The organism is Polaribacter aquimarinus (assembly GCF_003129485.1).
GTDB classification, from domain to species: Bacteria; Bacteroidota; Bacteroidia; order Flavobacteriales; family Flavobacteriaceae; genus Polaribacter; species Polaribacter aquimarinus.
Genome location: NZ_QFFG01000005.1, coordinates 257376 through 274332 on the forward strand (window position 1 = coordinate 257376; position 16957 = coordinate 274332).

The following is a 16957-nucleotide window of genomic DNA, read 5'->3' on the forward strand; positions in this document are numbered from 1 at the left end:
TATGTAAAATAGAAATAATTTGTAGTTTTGGAATTACTTACATTTTGAACCATAATTATTTATGAAATTTTTAATTAAAAAAATCATAAATAATCAATAATTTCGTACTAATAAAAAAAGGCTACTATATTCGTCTTTTTAATTTTGAAATTATCGAGTATGAAAAATATTCTTACTGTCTTTTTTTTTCTTTTTACTATTGTTCTCTTTTCTCAAATAGAAGATCCAATTAAATGGGAGACATCAGTTCAAAAGAAATCAAAGAAAGAGTACACTTTAATTACTACCGCTACAATTGATAAAGGTTGGCACTTGTACTCTCAATCTGTACCCGATGATGGTCCAATTCCAACTACTTTTTTTTATGATGTATCAAAAGGAGATTTCTCTCTAATCGATAAAACAACAGAAGAAAAAGGACATACCGTTGATGATCCAGTATTTGGAATGAAGATCAAATTTTTCGAAAACTTAGCAATATTTGAACAAAGAATCAAAGTCTTGGGCGAAGTTACAAGTATAAATGCTTCTGTAGAGTTTATGGTTTGCGATGATACCAAATGCTTAGCGCCAACAGAAATTGATTTAGTTTTCAATTTAAAAAAAGGAAATACTAACAATTCAAACAAATCAATAATCATAAATAATAACGAGACAAATAACTTACTCTACGGAATGAGGAAAAGTGATATGTCTTTATCAATGAAAAAATGTAAAGACGAATTAATTACCACTACATCAGAAATTAAAGATAAAGGAAATTCCTTATGGAGTATTTTTGGTTTAGGTTTTTTAGGAGGATTGTTAGCACTGTTAACACCTTGTGTTTTTCCAATGATACCTTTAACTGTTAGTTTTTTTACCAAAAAAAGTGGGCAGAATAGAAGCGCAGGAATTTCTAAAGCCTTACTATATGGCTTCTTTATTTTTGCTGTGTATGTAATTTTAAGTGTGCCATTTCATTTGCTAGATTCTGTAAATCCAGATATATTAAATGAAATATCAACCAATATTTGGCTCAACATTATTTTCTTCGCCATTTTTGTGTTTTTTGCCTTTTCATTCTTCGGATATTATGAGTTAACGCTTCCTTCTAGTTGGACGTCTAAAACTACAGAAGGAGAAAGTTCTGGAGGATTTATAGGAATCTTTTTTATGGCATTAACCTTAGCAATTGTGTCATTTTCTTGTACAGGACCTATTTTAGGTTCATTACTAGCGGGCTCATTAACTGCTGATGGAGGTGCGTGGCAACTTACAGCAGGTATGGCAGGATTTGGAGTGTCATTAGGTTTGCCATTTGCATTATTTGCAATGTTTCCTAATATGATGAATGCTTTGCCAAAATCTGGAGGATGGTTAAATACGACAAAGGTAATTTTAGGTTTTTTAGAATTAGCATTAGCATTCAAGTTTTTATCAAATGCAGATTTAGTTGCACACTGGAATCTCTTAAAAATTGAGCCTTTTTTAATTTTATGGATATTAATTTTTGCAGGTTTAACCTTGTATTTATTTGGTAAATTAAAATTTCCACACGATTCGCCAATTAAGAAATTATCTTTCTCAAGAATTGCAGGTGGTATTCTAGTTGCATCTTTTGTTATTTATTTGGCTTCTGGGTTTAGAGTAAATCAAGAAACAAAAACGTTTACGCCTTTAACATTATTAAGTGGTTTAGCACCGCCTGTAGGGTATAGTTTTATGTATCCAAATGATTGCCCCAATAATTTAGATTGCTTTAAAGATTTAAAAACGGGCGTTGAATATGCCAAAAAAGTAAACAAACCAATATTGCTCGATTTTACGGGATATGCATGTGTAAATTGTAGAAAGATGGAAGAACATGTTTGGCCAATTAAAAAGATAGATAATTATTTAAGAAACAATTACGTATTAATTTCTCTCTATGTTGATGATAAAAAGCTCTTACCAGAAGAAGAACAAATTTTAGTGAATCGTGCCAATGGAGGAACAAGAAAATTAAAAAATTACGGACATAAATGGGCAAATTTTCAAACACAGTTTTTTCAAACAAACTCTCAGCCCTATTATGTTTTATTAAATTCTGATGGGACAAAAATCTTAAATAAAGCAGTTGGGTATACACCTGATGAAAACAATTATGCTCAGTTTTTAGAATGTGGATTAGAAGTATTTAAAAGCAATAAAAAAGAGTAATTTTAAATCCCTATTTTTGATAAGTAAATATCAAACTTTTAAGAGGTATGATTTCAACTAATGAAACGAATATAAAATCAGATTTAGAACAATATTTTAATCAGTTTAGAGAAAATATTGTAGGAATCAATCAAACATTTCAATCTCCTTATGGAGAACAAAAGTTGATATATACAGATTGGACTGCAAGCGGTAGATTGTTTGCGCCTATTGAGGATAAACTTTCAAATCAATTTGGTCCTTTTGTTGCAAACACTCATACAGAAACATCTACTTCTGGGGCAGCTATGACATTAGCCTATCACGAAGCACGTAAGATTATCAAAAAACATGTAAATGCAAATGATGATGATGTTTTAATAACTACCGGTTCTGGTATGACGGGTGTTGTCAATAAATTTCAAAGAATTTTAGGTTTAAAGGTTTCTGAGAATTTAAAAGAGCACACTGTAGTTCCTGAAGAAATAAAACCCATTGTTTTTGTCTCTCATATGGAGCATCACTCTAATCAAACTTCTTGGTTAGAAACCATTGCAGATGTAGAAGTGGTTCCTTGTGACCACGCGGGTTTGGTTTGTTTAAAAGAGTTTGAAAAATGCATTCAAAAGCATCAACATAGAACCATTAAAATAACGTCAATTACTTCTTGTTCTAATGTTACAGGTATTAAAACTCCTTATCATGATGTGGCAAAACTAATTCATAAATACAACGGATTGTGTTTTGTGGATTTTGCATGTTGTGCGCCTTATGTAGATATTGATATGCATCCAGAAGATAAAGATGCAATGTTAGATGCAATTTTCTTTTCTCCTCATAAATTTTTAGGTGGTCCAGGAAGTTCAGGTGTCTTAGTTTTTAATAAGAGTTTGTACAAAAATACAGTACCTGATAATCCAGGAGGTGGTACAGTAAGTTATACAAATCCTTGGGGAGAGCATGATTATTTTGATGATGTTGAAACAAGAGAAGATGGTGGAACACCAGGTTTTTTACAAACGATACGAATTGCACTGTCCATTCAGTTGAAAGAAAAAATGGGCACAAAAAACATCAAAAAGAGAGAAGACGAAGTCAATAAAATTCTTTTTAAAACATTAGAAAGTTTACCAGATGTAAAAATTTTAGCGCCTAATCATAAAGAGCGTTTAAGTATTTTTTCATTTTATTTTGAAAAACATCATTTTAACTTGGTTGTAAAATTATTAAACGACCGATTTGGAATTCAAACAAGAGGCGGTTGTTCTTGTGCAGGAACTTACGGACATTTTTTACTAAATGTAGATCAAGAAACATCCAACAGAATTAAAGATGAAATTTTACACGGATGCAATACAGATAAACCAGGTTGGGTGCGTTTGTCTATTCATCCTACAATCACTTCAGAAGAATTAGAATTTATATGTAATTCTTTAAAAGAACTTTCAATTCATATTGAAGATTGGTCAAAAGATTATCAATATAATGCTATTAAAAACGATTATTTCCATAAAACTATAGAGCCTATTGAGAAAGAATTGGTGAAAGAGTGGTTTAAATTTTAGAATATTCTTTTAGATTTCTTTTTCATTAATGAATATCATAATATCATTGTTTTTTTTTAAACAGTTTTTAATAATCTGTCAATTCTTTTATAAAAAATAGGATATTATTTGTTTGTTACAATATAATCTTTAGATTTGTCCCTCAAACAAGAGAACACAAATGTTAAATAACAATTATACTCGTTTCTTTTTTTACTTTTATTTTTACAATAAGAGGAGAGACTTTGTATGTTGTTAGGAAACATTCATAAAATATAAAGTCTCGAATTTACTTCGAGGCTTTTTTTTTGAAATTAAAATGGATAAAATAATAGCCATACAAGGAGCAGAAGGCTCAAATCATCATAAAGTTGCTCGTGACTTTTACGGAACATCTATCAAGTTAAAAGAATGTATGTCTTTTGATATTTTGGTAGATAGTTTGTTGGATGGTTCTGCAGATTTAGGTGTCATGGCTTTAGAGAACACCATCGCAGGTTCAATTATTCCTAATTATGCTTTAATTGATAAACACAATTTACATATTACTAACGAAGAATACTTAAATATTCATCATCATTTAATGGCTTTAAAAGGTCAACAAATTGAAGATATTAAAGAAGTTTGGTCACACCCAATGGCTTTGTTGCAATGTAAAGAGTTTTTTAAAAATTATCCTCAAATAAAATTAGTAGAAGATGTAGATACTGCAGAAGTTGCTAAAAGAATTTCAAAAGAAAATTTAAAAGGTATTGCTGCAATTGCTCCAAAAATTGCTGCTGAAATTTTTGGTTTAGACATTCTTGAAGACGAGATTCAAACCATAAAAGATAACTCAACAAGATTTGTAATTGTACAGACTGATCAACCAAAAAATGGAATTGATCAAATAAACAAAGCTTCATTAAAATTTCAATTAAATCATAAAAGAGGAAGTTTGGCAGCTATTTTAAACGTGTTGAGCGATTGTAAAATGAATTTAACCAAGATTCAATCTTTACCAGTAATAGAAACTCCTTGGAAGTATTCATTTTTTGTTGATGTTACTTTTGATGATTATCAAGACTATAAAAAAGCCGAATCAATTATTGAAATTATGGCTGAAGAATTCAAGATATTAGGAACCTACAAAAACGGTAGAAAATGATACAACCTGCCAAAAGATTAGATACAGTTCAAGAATACTATTTCTCTAAAAAATTAAGAGAAGTTAGAGGCTTAGTTGCTGCCGGAAAACCAATTATTAATATGGGAATTGGTTCTCCAGATTTACAACCACCTGCAAAAGTTTTAGAAGCAATTTCTAATAGTTTGGGTGATGCAACTGCTCATAAATATCAATCTTATCAAGGTTTACCAGAGTTAAGAGAAGCAATTGCCAATTTCTATAAAAACAAGTTTTCTGTAGATGCTAATCCAGAAAATGAAATATTGCCTTTAATGGGTAGTAAAGAAGGAATTATGCATATTTCTATGGCTTTTTTAAATGAAGGTGATAAAGTGTTGATTCCCAATCCTGGATATCCAACATATACATCCGTAACAAAATTAGTTGGTGCAGAACCCCTTTTTTATAATTTAAATGACGCATCAAATTGGCAACCTAATTTTGAAGAATTAGAACAATTAGATTTATCAGATGTAAAAATTATGTGGGTTAATTATCCACATATGCCAACAGGAACAGATGCAACTTTAGAAACGTTCGAAAAATTAGTTGCGTTTGGAAAAAAGTACAACATTTTAATCATCAATGACAATCCTTATAGTTTTATTTTAAATGATAATCCTATCAGTATTTTACAAGTTGATGGTGCAAAAGAAATTGCTTTAGAATTAAATTCTTTGAGCAAAACTTTTAATATGGCTGGTTGGAGAGTAGGAATGTTGTTAGGAAACGCAACATTTATCAACGAAGTTTTAAAAGTAAAATCTAATATGGATTCTGGTATGTTTTACGGAATTCAAAAAGGAGCCATAGAAGCTTTAAAATTATCAGACAATTGGTTTTCAGAGCAAAATAAAATTTACGAAGAACGCAGAAAATTAATCTGGCAATTGGCAGATAAATTAGACGCAACATATAGCAAGAATGCAACAGGGTTATTTGTTTGGGCAAAAATTCCTAAAGGAAAAAAGTCTGAAGAAGTTACAGATAAAGTATTGTATGAAAACGATATTTTTATTACACCTGGAACAATTTTTGGAAGTCAAGGAGAAGGTTATATCCGTTTTTCACTATGTGTTACCTCAGAAATCATTAAAGAAGCAATATCAAGATTATGAAAAATATTTATATGATTGGTATTGGTTTAATTGGAGGTAGTTTTGCTATCGATATTAAAGAGCACAATCCAGAAGTGATCATCCACGGAATTAGTAGAAAAGAGACAACTTTAGAGAAAGCTTTAGAGTTAGGCTTAATTGATAAAAAAGCCACTTTAGACGATTTAGAGAATGCAGATTTGGTAATTGTATCAATTCCTGTTGATGCCACCGTAAAATTACTACCCACAATTTTGGATAAAATATCAGACAACACTTTAGTTGTTGATGCGGGTTCTACAAAAAAAGCAATTTGTAAAGTTGTTGAACATCATAAAAATAGACGAAACTTTTTAGCGTGTCATCCAATTGCGGGTACAGAAAATTCTGGACCAACGGCTGCAATTTCTGGCTTGTATAAAGGGAAAACGAACATTATTTGCGAAGTTGAAAAAACAACTTTTAAGCTACAAGAAAAAGCTTTAGACCTTTTTAGAGCCATTGGAATGCGTATTCGTTATATGGATCCAGTTTCACATGATAAGCATATTGCGTATGTTTCGCACTTATCTCACATTAGTGCATTTATGTTGGGAAAAACGGTCATTAACAAAGAAAAAAACGAGCGCGATATTTTTGATATGGCAGGTTCAGGATTTGCATCTACTGTGCGTTTGGCAAAAAGTTCGCCAGCAATGTGGACGCCTATTTTTAAACAAAATAAAGATAACGTAATAGAAACGTTAGAAGAATACATCAGCAATTTACAACATTTTAAAGAGCTGATGCAACAAGATAATTTCTCTGAAATTTTTAACGAAATGGAGAACACAAATTATATAAAACAAATATTAAACGGCATAAAATAAGAAGCCACAATCGTTGTTATTTTTGGAATAGTCCAGAAATCGCAACACAATTATTATTAAAAATGAAGAATACAAAAGAATTGAGAACATGGTTGGATGATATGAATTTGCCACATCCACTAGTAATAGCAGGGCCTTGTAGTGCAGAAACCGAAGAGCAGGTTTTAAAAATTGCACACGAATTAAAAGATTCTGATGTAAACTATTATAGAGCAGGAATTTGGAAACCTAGAACTAGACCAGGAAATTTTGAAGGTGTTGGAGCTTTAGGATTAGGTTGGTTAAAGAAAGTAAAAGAAGAAACAGGTATGAAAACCTGTACAGAAGTTGCCAATGCTGCACACTGCAAATTAGCACTTGAGAATGATGTAGATTTACTTTGGATTGGTGCTCGTTCTACAGTATCTCCATTTATTATGCAAGAAATTGCAGATGCTTTAGAAGGTACAGATAAAATTGTTTTAGTAAAAAATCCAGTAAATCCAGATTTAGCTTTATGGTTGGGTGGAATTGAAAGATTATACACAGCAGGAATTAAAAATTTAGGAGCAATTCACAGAGGATTTTCTACGTATGATAAATCTAAATACAGAAACAATCCAAACTGGCAATTGGCTATTGAATTCCAAAATAAGTTTCCAGATTTACCATTAATTTGTGATCCATCTCACATTACAGGTAACAGAGAAATGATTCAAGATGTTTCTCAAGTTGCTTTAGATTTAAATTTTGACGGTTTAATGATAGAAACACATCATACTCCAGATAAAGCTTGGTCAGATGCAGCACAACAAGTAACACCTACAAAATTGAAATCAATTATGGAGGAGTTAAAAATTAAGAAAGAAACAGAAACAGCATCTAGTTACAGAGAACCACTAGAAAACTTAAGGGCTCAAATTAATGTGGTAGATGACCAATTGATAGAGTTGTTAGGAAAACGAATGGAAGTTGCAGATAAAATCGGTGCCTTAAAAAAAGAGCAAAATGTTGCAGTTCTTCAATCTAGACGTTGGAACGAGATTCTTGGAAATATGGTTATAGAAGGAACCGGTAAAGGTTTAAGCGAAGAGTTTGTTTTAAAAATGTTTAAAGCAATTCATCAAGAATCTATAAATCATCAAGAAAAGATTATTAACGGATAGAATTTTCTCAATAATATTTTAGCCACGAATTCTCTAATAATTAGTGAATTCGTGGCTTTTCTTTTTAAAAAGGTTTTTTATTCTCATCTTTGTAATAATGACAGGAATCGTATATAAATCTACAGGGAGTTGGTATCACATAAAATCTGAAGATGGAGCTTTTTATCAATGTAGAATAAAAGGGAAATTCAGAATTAAAGGGATAAAAAGTACCAATCCAATTGCAGTTGGAGATAAAGTTGTTTTCGATTTAGAAAAGAAAGGTGATGAAGAAATTGGTGTAATTAAAACCATTTTAGATAGAGAAAATTTTATCGTCAGAAAATCTGTAAACCTTTCCAAGCAAACTCATATCATTGCTGCAAACGTAGATCAGGTTTTTTTGTTAATCACCATAAATAATCCACCAACTTTTACCGCTTTTATAGACCGTTTTTTGGTAACATCTAGAGCGTATAGAGTAGATACTGTCTTGGTCTTTAATAAAATTGATTCTTATGAAATAGAAGAGCGAGCAGAAATTTTATACCTTAAAGACATCTATGAAGCTATTGGCTATACATGTATAGAAGTATCTGCAACGCAAAATAAGAATGTAGATATAATCAAAGAGATGATGTTAGACAAAACATCAATGTTTGTTGGACATTCTGGAGTAGGAAAAACAACTTTAGTAAACGCTATTGAACCTTCTTTAGATTTAAAAACCAAAGCAATTTCAGACCAACATAAACAAGGGCAGCATACAACTACTTTTGCAGAAATGTTCGATTTAAGTTTCGATGCTAGAATTATTGACACTCCGGGAATAAAAGGTTTTGGTGTTGTAGATATGGATAAATACGAATTAGGAGATTATTTTCCAGAGTTTTTCGAGTTAAAACAACATTGTAAATTTAATGATTGTCTGCATTTAAAAGAACCACAATGTGCTGTAAAAGAAGCTTTAGAAGACGAAGAAATTTCTTGGTCAAGATACAGAAGTTATTTGCAAATTTTAGAAGGCGAAGAAGAAACAGAGCATTACAGAACTGATGTTTGGAATGAAGATGATAATGAATAAGTTATGAAAGTAGTTATTCAAAGAGTTTCTAAAGCAAGTGTAACTATAGACAATAATATAGTAGCAAATATTAAAAAAGGTTTACTCATTCTAATAGGAATTGTAAACGAAGATACGCTAGAAGATATTAATTGGTTGGTCAGAAAAATTACAAACCTTCGAATTTTTAATGATGAAAACGGAGTGATGAATACATCACTGTTAGATATCAAAGGAGAAGTAATTGTTGTGAGTCAATTTACCTTACACGCTTCAACTAAAAAAGGAAATAGACCAAGTTATATAAAAGCTGCAAAACCTGAAGTTGCTATTCCTTTGTATGAAACTTTTATATCAACCTTAGAAAAAGAAATTAGCAAAAAAGTACAAACTGGTGAGTTTGGTGCAGATATGAAAGTAGAGATCTTAAATGATGGTCCAGTAACTATTATAATAGATTCTAAAAACAAAGAATAAATTCACTTTTGTTAAAGTTCTATTAAAAAGAGTTGAAATACTTTCCGTGGAAAATATTTTAATCTTATATTTGCCTAGGAAAATAATTTTTAAAACAAATCAAATTTAAATAAAATGAAAAAATTAGTATTATCATTAATTGTTTTTGCATCTGTATTAACTGCTTGTAAAGAAAAAAAGGAAAAAGTAGAAACTAAAGAAGCTGTAAAAGTAGCTGTAAATGTTGAAACACTAAACAATGTAGATACTTCTTCTTCAATATTAAATTGGAAAGGAACAAAACCTACTGGAAGTCATAACGGTACGGTAGCTATAAAAAGTGGAAGTATTTTATTAGAAGATGGTAAATTAACTAAAGGTCAGTTTATTATAGATATGGCTTCAATTAAAGTATTGGATATTCCTGCCGATAAAAAAGGAAATGGAAAGTTAGTTGGACATTTAACAAGTGCAGATTTCTTTGACGTTGCAGTATATCCTACTTCTAAATTTGTGATTACAAAAGTAGAGGACAAAGGAGATATAATTCACGTTACGGGAAATTTAAACATTAAAGATGTAACAAAAAGTATTACAATTCCTGCAACAATATCAACAGAAAATGGAGTTACAACTTTTAAAAGTGAAACGTTTGTAGTAAACAGAGCAGATTTTAATGTAAAATATGGTTCAAAGTCTTTCTTTGATAATTTAAAAGATAAATTTATTGATGATAATATGGAGTTGTCATTTGAAGTTAAAACAAAATCATAGTTAAAACAATATAATTATGAAAGCAGATAGACCAAAATGTGGTTGTGGAAACACAGCAGATAAACAAGGATATTGTGATGGATCTCACTCAAAAAAAAATAAAAACTAAATGTTAATTTAGAATCAATTCAAATTCTATTACTGAAGTCTAAAACTATATGTTTTAGGCTTCTTTTTTTTAACTTTTTTTTAACTTTGTAAAGCTATCAAATTTATGTTATGAAAAAGTTAATATATATCACTCTATTCATTAATTTTTTTTCTGCTACTATTATTTTTAGTCAGAAAGGAAATTACTCCTCACTATTAATTCCACCAGAACTTAAGCAAGATGCTAATGCAGTTGTAAGAGATAATTCTATCGAAATTACTATAGAATCTATAGATAAAATGATAGTTCGAAAAAAAATGGTAGTTACGGTTCTTAATAAATTAGGAAACGTAGATGCGAGAATGGGAGAAAGTTATGATAATGATACTAAAATCACCAATTTATCAGCTTATATATATAACGCATTTGGAAAACAAATAAAAAAATATAAAGAAAGAGATTTTTTAGATGTAAGTGCCGTTAATGGAGGTACTTTATATTCTGATTCTAGAGTGAAATATGTAGACTATACTCCAATTTCATATCCTTATACTGTAGTTTTTGAATCTGAATACAAGACTTCTACAACTGGTTTTGTACCTGGGTGGTTTCCAGTAAATGGTTATTATGTTTCAGTAGAAAGTAGTACTTATAAAATTCATAACAGTAACAAAATCCCTTGGAGAATAAAAAAAACAAACTTTAAAAATTTTGATATTACAACAACAGAATCTAACGTAAAACTCAGTTATCAATTAAAAAATCAACTTGCATATAAATATGAAAGAAATGCGATTTCATCTAGAAAGATATTACCTAAACTAGCTTTAACTTTAAATAGATTTAAATTAAAAGGGGTAGTAGGTGAATATACTAATTGGAAAGGGTTTGGAAAATGGATGTACCAAAAACTACTAACAGGTAGAGATCAATTAGATGAAGAAACAGTTTTAAAAATGAAAGAGTTGGTCAAAGGTGAAACCGACCCAATTGAAAAAGCTAAGATTGTTTACAAATATATGCAAGAGAAAACCAGATATATAAGTGTACAAGTTGGAATTGGTGGTTGGGAACCAATAGCAGCAAATAGAGTAGATGATGTTGGGTATGGAGATTGTAAAGGTTTAACAAATTACACAAAAGCTCTATTAGATGCGGTAGGTGTAACATCTTATTATACTGTAGTTTATGCCGATGAAAAAAGAGATATTGATAAAGATTTTGCTTCAATGCAAGGAAACCACGTTATTTTAAATTTACCCAATAAAGGGAAAGATATTTGGTTAGAGTGCACAAGTCAGAGTATGCCTTTTGGTTTTTTAGGTGATTTTACTGACGATAGAAATGTTGTGGTAATTACACCAGAAGGAGGTGTGGTAAAAAGAACAGCGTCTTACAAAGATGAAACAAATCTACAAAATGTATCTGCTAAAATTCAACTTTTAGAGAATGGAGATTTAAAAGCAAAATTAGAAAGAGTATCTAAAGGGCTTCAATATGATGATAAATTTGGTTATGAAAAGCAAGGAGAAAAAGAACTTATAAAACATTATAAATCTAAAGTTTGGAATTATAATAATAATCTAGAAATAGAGTCTGTTAGTATTAAAAACAATAAAGATAGCATCATTTTTAATGAAGATTTAAAAGTAAATATAAGTAATTATGCAACTGTTTCTGAAGCAGAATATCTTTTTAGAGTTAATGTTTTTAATAAAGAGAGTTTTGTCCCCAAGAGATATAGAAAAAGAAAATTGCCATTAAAAATAGCTAGAGGCTACAAAGATATAGATGAGTATGTATTTAAGATTCCTAAAGGATACACCTTGCCTCTTTTACCTCAGTTAAAAGAAATTACTTCAAAATTTGGAATATATAAAGTGAACTTTGAGAAAGTTAATGAAACTACTTTTAAATACAAAAAAAGTATTTTGATTAAAGAAGGAGTATATCCAAAAGAAGATTATAAAGCATACAGAAGCTTTAGAAGAAGTATTGCTAAATATGAAAATTTAAGAATTGCAATCATTAAAAAATCATAATATGAAAAGAATATTAATTACACTATTACTAATAAGTCAATTTTCTATAGTTGCTCAAAATTATAAATTTGGTAAAGTATCAAAACAAGAATTAGAAGAAAAGTTTTACCCTTTAGATTCTACTGCAGATGCAGCATACCTGTATAGAAGTAGAAGAACTTATTTTGATTTTATACTATCTGAAGGGAATTTTCATGTTGTAAATGAATATCACGAGAGAATTAAAATTTATACCAAAAAAGGTTATGAACTGGCTACAAAAATAATTCCCTACTATTCCCCAAGCTCAGGAAGTAAAGAATCTGTAAATAATATTAAAGGTTATACTTTTTCATTGGAAAAAGGAAAAGTAGTTAAAGAGAAACTTTCTAAAAAATCTGTTTTTAGAGAAAAAAGAAATCAATATTATAGCATCAAAAAAATTGCAATGCCAAACGTTAAGGAGGGTGTTGTATTAGAAATAAAGTATAAATTAATATCTCCACGTTTTTGGTCGGTAGATGATTTAAAATTTCAGTTTAATATTCCTGTAAAAAAAATAGATTATCAAATTGAAATACCTGAATACTATGGCTTTAACAAGAGGTCGACAGGTTATTTTTATGTAAAAATGGAAGAAAAATCAAAAACAGGAACCATTGGAAGTGATTTTACTTACGTAATCGATATTTTTAAATTTAATGCCGATAATATTCCAGCAATTCGAGATGACGAACCCTTTGTTAGTAGTGTTAGAAATTATAGAGCTGGATTGAAATTAGAATTGAGGCATATAGACATGATAGGTATTGGAGGTGATTTGAAAACTTATTCTACAAGTTGGAATAATGTTAGTAAAAGTATTTATAAATCTTCTAAGTTTGGATCAGAATTAAATAAAAGTAATTTTTATGAGAAAGATATAGAACAAATATTAGCTGTAGCAAAAACTCCAGCTCAAAAAGTGGGTGCTATTTTTCAGTTTGTAAAAAAGAGAGTAAAATGGGATGGAGTTTATGGTTTATATACAGAAAAAGGGGTTAAAAAAGCTTATAAAGAAAGACTTGGAAATGTAGCAGATGTAAATTTATTGCTTACTTCTATGTTACGTTCTGCAGGGTTAAATGCGAATCCTGTTTTAGTAAGTACTAGAGATAATGGAGTTCCTTTATTTCCAACAATGGATGGTTTTAATTATGTGATTTCTATTGTAGAATTTAGAGATGGAAGTTATGTATTATTAGATGCAACTGAACCCTATAGTTTGCCAAATTTACTTCCTGTAAGAGATTTAAACTGGAATGGAAGAAAGATTGAAAAAAGTGGTTATTCTTCATGGGTAAAGTTAGGTTCTTCTAAACCTGCAACAGAAGAAAATACAGTAATGGTTAAAATTTCTGAGGATAAGGTTGTTGAGGGAATGATGAGAACAAGATACTCGAATTTAAAAGCTTTAAATTTTAGAAAAAGAAACAATCATAAAAAAGATGAAGATTTAATAACCAATTTAGAAGAAAATAAAAACCTTGAAATTGAAGATTTTAAAATTCAGAATCAAGATAATATTGGTAAGCCCATTATTAGAAATATTCGTTTTACTAGCGAAGATTTAATTGAAGAAATTAATGGTAAACTTTATTTAGAACCATTATTATTTTTATCAGAGCATCAAAACCCTTTTAAATTGGAAGAGCGAAAATTTCCAGTAGATTTTGCTACTCCATGGAAAGATAAACATGTAGTAATTATTTCAATTCCTAAAGGGTATAAAGTAGAATCTATACCAAAAAGTATTGCAATAGGTTTACCAAACAGCATGGGTGTTTTTAGGTTTAAGGTTGTTCAAATGGGTGATAATATTAATACTACTGCTTCGATTGAAATTAATAGATCGATTATTGGACCAAAACACTATACTGCTTTAAAAGATTTTTTCGGACAATTGGTGTCTAAAGAATCCGAGAAAATTGTTTTAGTAAAAATGTAGAAATATCAATTATGAAAAAGATATTAGTTATTACGTTATTATTGAGTCAAATCTCTTTAATAGCTCAAGATTATAAATTTGGTAAAGTTTCTAAAGAAGAATTAAAAGAGAAGTTTTATCCTTTAGATTCTACAGCTGATGCTGCTTATTTGTATAAAAAAGAATATGTTATGTTTCAATATGATGGAACATTAGGTTGGACTGTTGTTAAAAGTGTACATGAAAGGATTAAATTATACACTTTAAAAGATATTGAATTTGCTACTGAAAAAGTAAGTTTATATCAAAATAGAGGCAATAAAGAAACTTTAGTAGGTTTAAAAGCAACTACTTATAATTTAGAAGGAAGTAAAATTGTAAAAACTAAATTAAAAAGTAAAGATGTTTTTAAAGAAAGTTTAACAGAGAGTTATATTTTAGAAAAGTTCACAATGCCAAACCTTAAAAAAGGTTCAATAATAGAATGGAAATATAAGAAGGTATCCCCATTTTACTATTATATTGATGATATCGAATTTCAAAGTACCATACCTATAAAAAACTTAGAAGTAAAAGTGAGGATTCCTGAGTATTTCTTTTTTAAAAATCACTATAAAGGACATTTGGGTAAATATTTTAAAAAAGGTAAAGTAGGTAGGTCAATAAAGTATTCTTACAGAGAGCAATCAAATAAAAGGAGGTTAAAAACAACTTCCTATACTGAAACTGTTGATTTAAATGAAAATACTTTCGAAATTAGAGAAAAAGATATTCAACCATTAGATGATAAAGAACCTTTTGTTTATAATATAAATCAATATCAAGCTGGGGCAAAATTTGAATTATCTTATGTTAAGTTTCCTAATTCTCCCATAAAATATTATTCTACTTCATGGGGCAAAGTGAGTAAACAAATATTTAAATCTTCACTTTTTGGTAGAGAAATAATTAAAAATAAATATTATAATAATGATTTGCAGAACCTTTTAAAGAGTACAAACTCAGATTTAGAAAAAGTTGCTTTAATTTTCAATTTTGTTAAGTTTAGAATGAAATGGAATGGAAAATATGGAAAATATACAGATAAAGGAGTTGTAAAAGCTTATAAAGAAAAAGTAGGTAATGTAGCAGATATTAATCTTATTCTTATTTCAATGTTACGTTCAGCAGGTTTAAATTCGAATCCAGTATTAGTTAGTTCCAAGGGTAATGGTATACCGCTATTCCCAACATTAGATGGTTTTGACTATGTGATTTCTATGGTAGAGTTTCCCTCTGGTGGATATGTTTTATTGGACGCTACTGAGCCTTATAGTCCTCCAAATATATTACCAGCAAGAGCCTTAAATTGGAATGGTAGAAAGGTAACTAAAGAAGGGATTTCTTCTTGGGTAAGGTTAGATGCTCCGAGTCATGCATTAGAAGAAAATAATTTAATAGTCAAAGTTTCTGAAGATTTAATGCTACATGGTATGATAAGAACTAAGTACAGTAATTTAAATGCTCTGAATTATAGAAAGAGGTACAACCATGTAAAAGATGATAATGTATTAAGTAAAATTGAAGAAGACTATAATATTGAAGTAGATAATTTTAAGGTTGAAAATAAAGTTAATTTGGGTAAACCCATTGTGAGAAGTATAAAATTTTCAAGTGAAAATTTTGTTGAAGGAATTAATGGTAAATTATATATAGAACCATTATTGTTTTTAACACAATATAATAATCCATTTAAATTAAAATCTAGAAATTTTCCTGTAGATTTTGCTACTCCATGGAAAGATAGAAATATTGTTTCTATTCAAATTCCCAAAGGGTATAAAGTTGAAAAGCTTCCTGAAAGTATATTTATAAGTTTGCCTAATAATTTAGCTGCGTTTAAATATGATATAATCCAAAAAGGGTCAAAAATCAATACGGTTTCTACTTTGCAATTTAACAAAGCAAAAATAATTCCTGAAAATTATAATAATTTAAAAGAATTTTACTCTCAACTAGTTAAAAAACAGTCCGAGAAAATTGTTTTAGTAAAAATGTAGAATATTAAAACCTCAAAACAAAAGTTTTGAGGTTTTTTTATACTGTAATTTCGGTAGTATTTTTTACTTCTTCAATAGCAAAAGTACTATGTGTGCTGCCAATATATTTAATTGCGGTGAGCTTTTTTACCATAAAATCTCTGTAGGATTCCATGTCTTTTACGTAGATTTTTAGAATATAATCGTAATCTCCACTTACGTGGAAACATTCAGAAACTTCCTCTAGTTTTAATACTTCACGTTCAAAAGTAGTTACGTATTCTTTAGAATGTTGAATCAGTTTGATGTGGCAAAACACCAAAAATGATTTCTCAATTTTATTTTTATTGATGATGGCCACATACTTTTCTATAATTTTTTCCTTTTCTAGCTTTTTAATACGTTCATAAACAGCGGTTACCGATAAATTTAACTGTAAAGACAGCTGTTTTGTAGTTTGTTTACTATCGGTTTGCAATAAATTGATGAGTTTTTTATCTGTAGAATCTAACATGATGAAATTTCTAAAAATTGAAAATTAAAAGACTTTTTTTAGTTTTTTAAATTATGAATCAATTCAAATTTAGAAAAATAATCTATATTTTA

The 16957-nt window shown here is 29.3% G+C and carries 13 protein-coding genes; 12 read left to right on the forward strand and 1 reads right to left on the reverse strand.

All coding sequences use genetic code 11. The features are described from left to right. Window positions 1–159 precede the first annotated feature (159 nt). The 12 genes from DIS07_RS12220 to DIS07_RS12275 all read left to right on the forward strand — a co-directional run bounded on the left by DIS07_RS12220 (window position 160) and on the right by DIS07_RS12275 (window position 16372). Window positions 160–2181 (forward strand): protein-disulfide reductase DsbD family protein, encoded by a 2022-nt coding sequence (locus tag DIS07_RS12220; protein ID WP_109405540.1) that lies wholly within the window; start codon window positions 160–162, stop codon window positions 2179–2181. Window positions 2182–2228: 47 nt separating this feature from the next. Beyond that, window positions 2229–3725, forward strand: coding sequence for an aminotransferase class V-fold PLP-dependent enzyme (locus DIS07_RS12225; RefSeq protein WP_109405541.1), 1497 nt, complete (start codon window positions 2229–2231; stop codon window positions 3723–3725). A gap of 298 nt (window positions 3726–4023) precedes the next feature. Further along, entirely contained in the window at window positions 4024–4851 is an 828-nt protein-coding gene (locus tag DIS07_RS12230; protein WP_109405542.1) for a prephenate dehydratase, read from the forward strand. Beyond that, entirely contained in the window at window positions 4848–5990 is a 1143-nt protein-coding gene (locus DIS07_RS12235) for a pyridoxal phosphate-dependent aminotransferase (protein WP_109405543.1), read from the forward strand. Before DIS07_RS12230 ends, DIS07_RS12235 begins: the two co-directional genes overlap by 4 nt. Beyond that, entirely contained in the window at window positions 5987–6838 is an 852-nt protein-coding gene (locus tag DIS07_RS12240; protein WP_109405544.1) for a prephenate dehydrogenase, read from the forward strand. Before DIS07_RS12235 ends, DIS07_RS12240 begins: the two co-directional genes overlap by 4 nt. 62 nt (window positions 6839–6900) lie before the next feature. Next, window positions 6901–7983: a bifunctional 3-deoxy-7-phosphoheptulonate synthase/chorismate mutase type II gene (locus DIS07_RS12245; protein WP_109405545.1), complete on the forward strand. Its 1083-nt coding sequence runs from the start codon at window positions 6901–6903 to the stop codon at window positions 7981–7983. 97 nt (window positions 7984–8080) lie between these two features. Then, on the forward strand, window positions 8081–9046 hold the full coding sequence (rsgA, locus tag DIS07_RS12250) for a ribosome small subunit-dependent GTPase A (protein WP_109405546.1): 966 nt from the start codon (window positions 8081–8083) through the stop codon (window positions 9044–9046). A 3-nt stretch (window positions 9047–9049) separates the two neighbouring features. Then, a complete protein-coding gene (dtd, locus tag DIS07_RS12255) occupies window positions 9050–9502 on the forward strand; it encodes a D-aminoacyl-tRNA deacylase (RefSeq protein ID WP_109405547.1) in 453 nt (150 codons plus the stop codon). A gap of 114 nt (window positions 9503–9616) precedes the next feature. Then, window positions 9617–10255: a YceI family protein gene (locus DIS07_RS12260; protein ID WP_109405548.1), complete on the forward strand. Its 639-nt coding sequence runs from the start codon at window positions 9617–9619 to the stop codon at window positions 10253–10255. 219 nt (window positions 10256–10474) lie between these two features. After that, the gene (locus DIS07_RS12265) at window positions 10475–12388 is read left to right on the forward strand and encodes a DUF3857 domain-containing protein (RefSeq protein ID WP_109405549.1); all 1914 of its coding nucleotides are present in this window, start codon (window positions 10475–10477) and stop codon (window positions 12386–12388) included. Window position 12389: 1 nt separating this feature from the next. After that, window positions 12390–14354, forward strand: coding sequence for a DUF3857 domain-containing protein (locus DIS07_RS12270; RefSeq protein ID WP_109405585.1), 1965 nt, complete (start codon window positions 12390–12392; stop codon window positions 14352–14354). 11 nt (window positions 14355–14365) lie between these two features. Continuing rightward, window positions 14366–16372 carry a transglutaminase domain-containing protein gene (locus DIS07_RS12275; protein ID WP_109405550.1) on the forward strand — a complete coding sequence of 669 codons (2007 nt, stop codon included), beginning with the start codon at window positions 14366–14368 and terminating at the stop codon, window positions 16370–16372. A gap of 37 nt (window positions 16373–16409) precedes the next feature. Here the strand turns inward: DIS07_RS12275 and DIS07_RS12280 are convergent, their stop codons facing one another. After that, the gene (locus DIS07_RS12280) at window positions 16410–16868 is read right to left on the reverse strand and encodes an Lrp/AsnC family transcriptional regulator (RefSeq protein WP_181374594.1); all 459 of its coding nucleotides are present in this window, start codon (window positions 16866–16868) and stop codon (window positions 16410–16412) included. Between the last annotated feature and the right edge of the window lie 89 nt (window positions 16869–16957).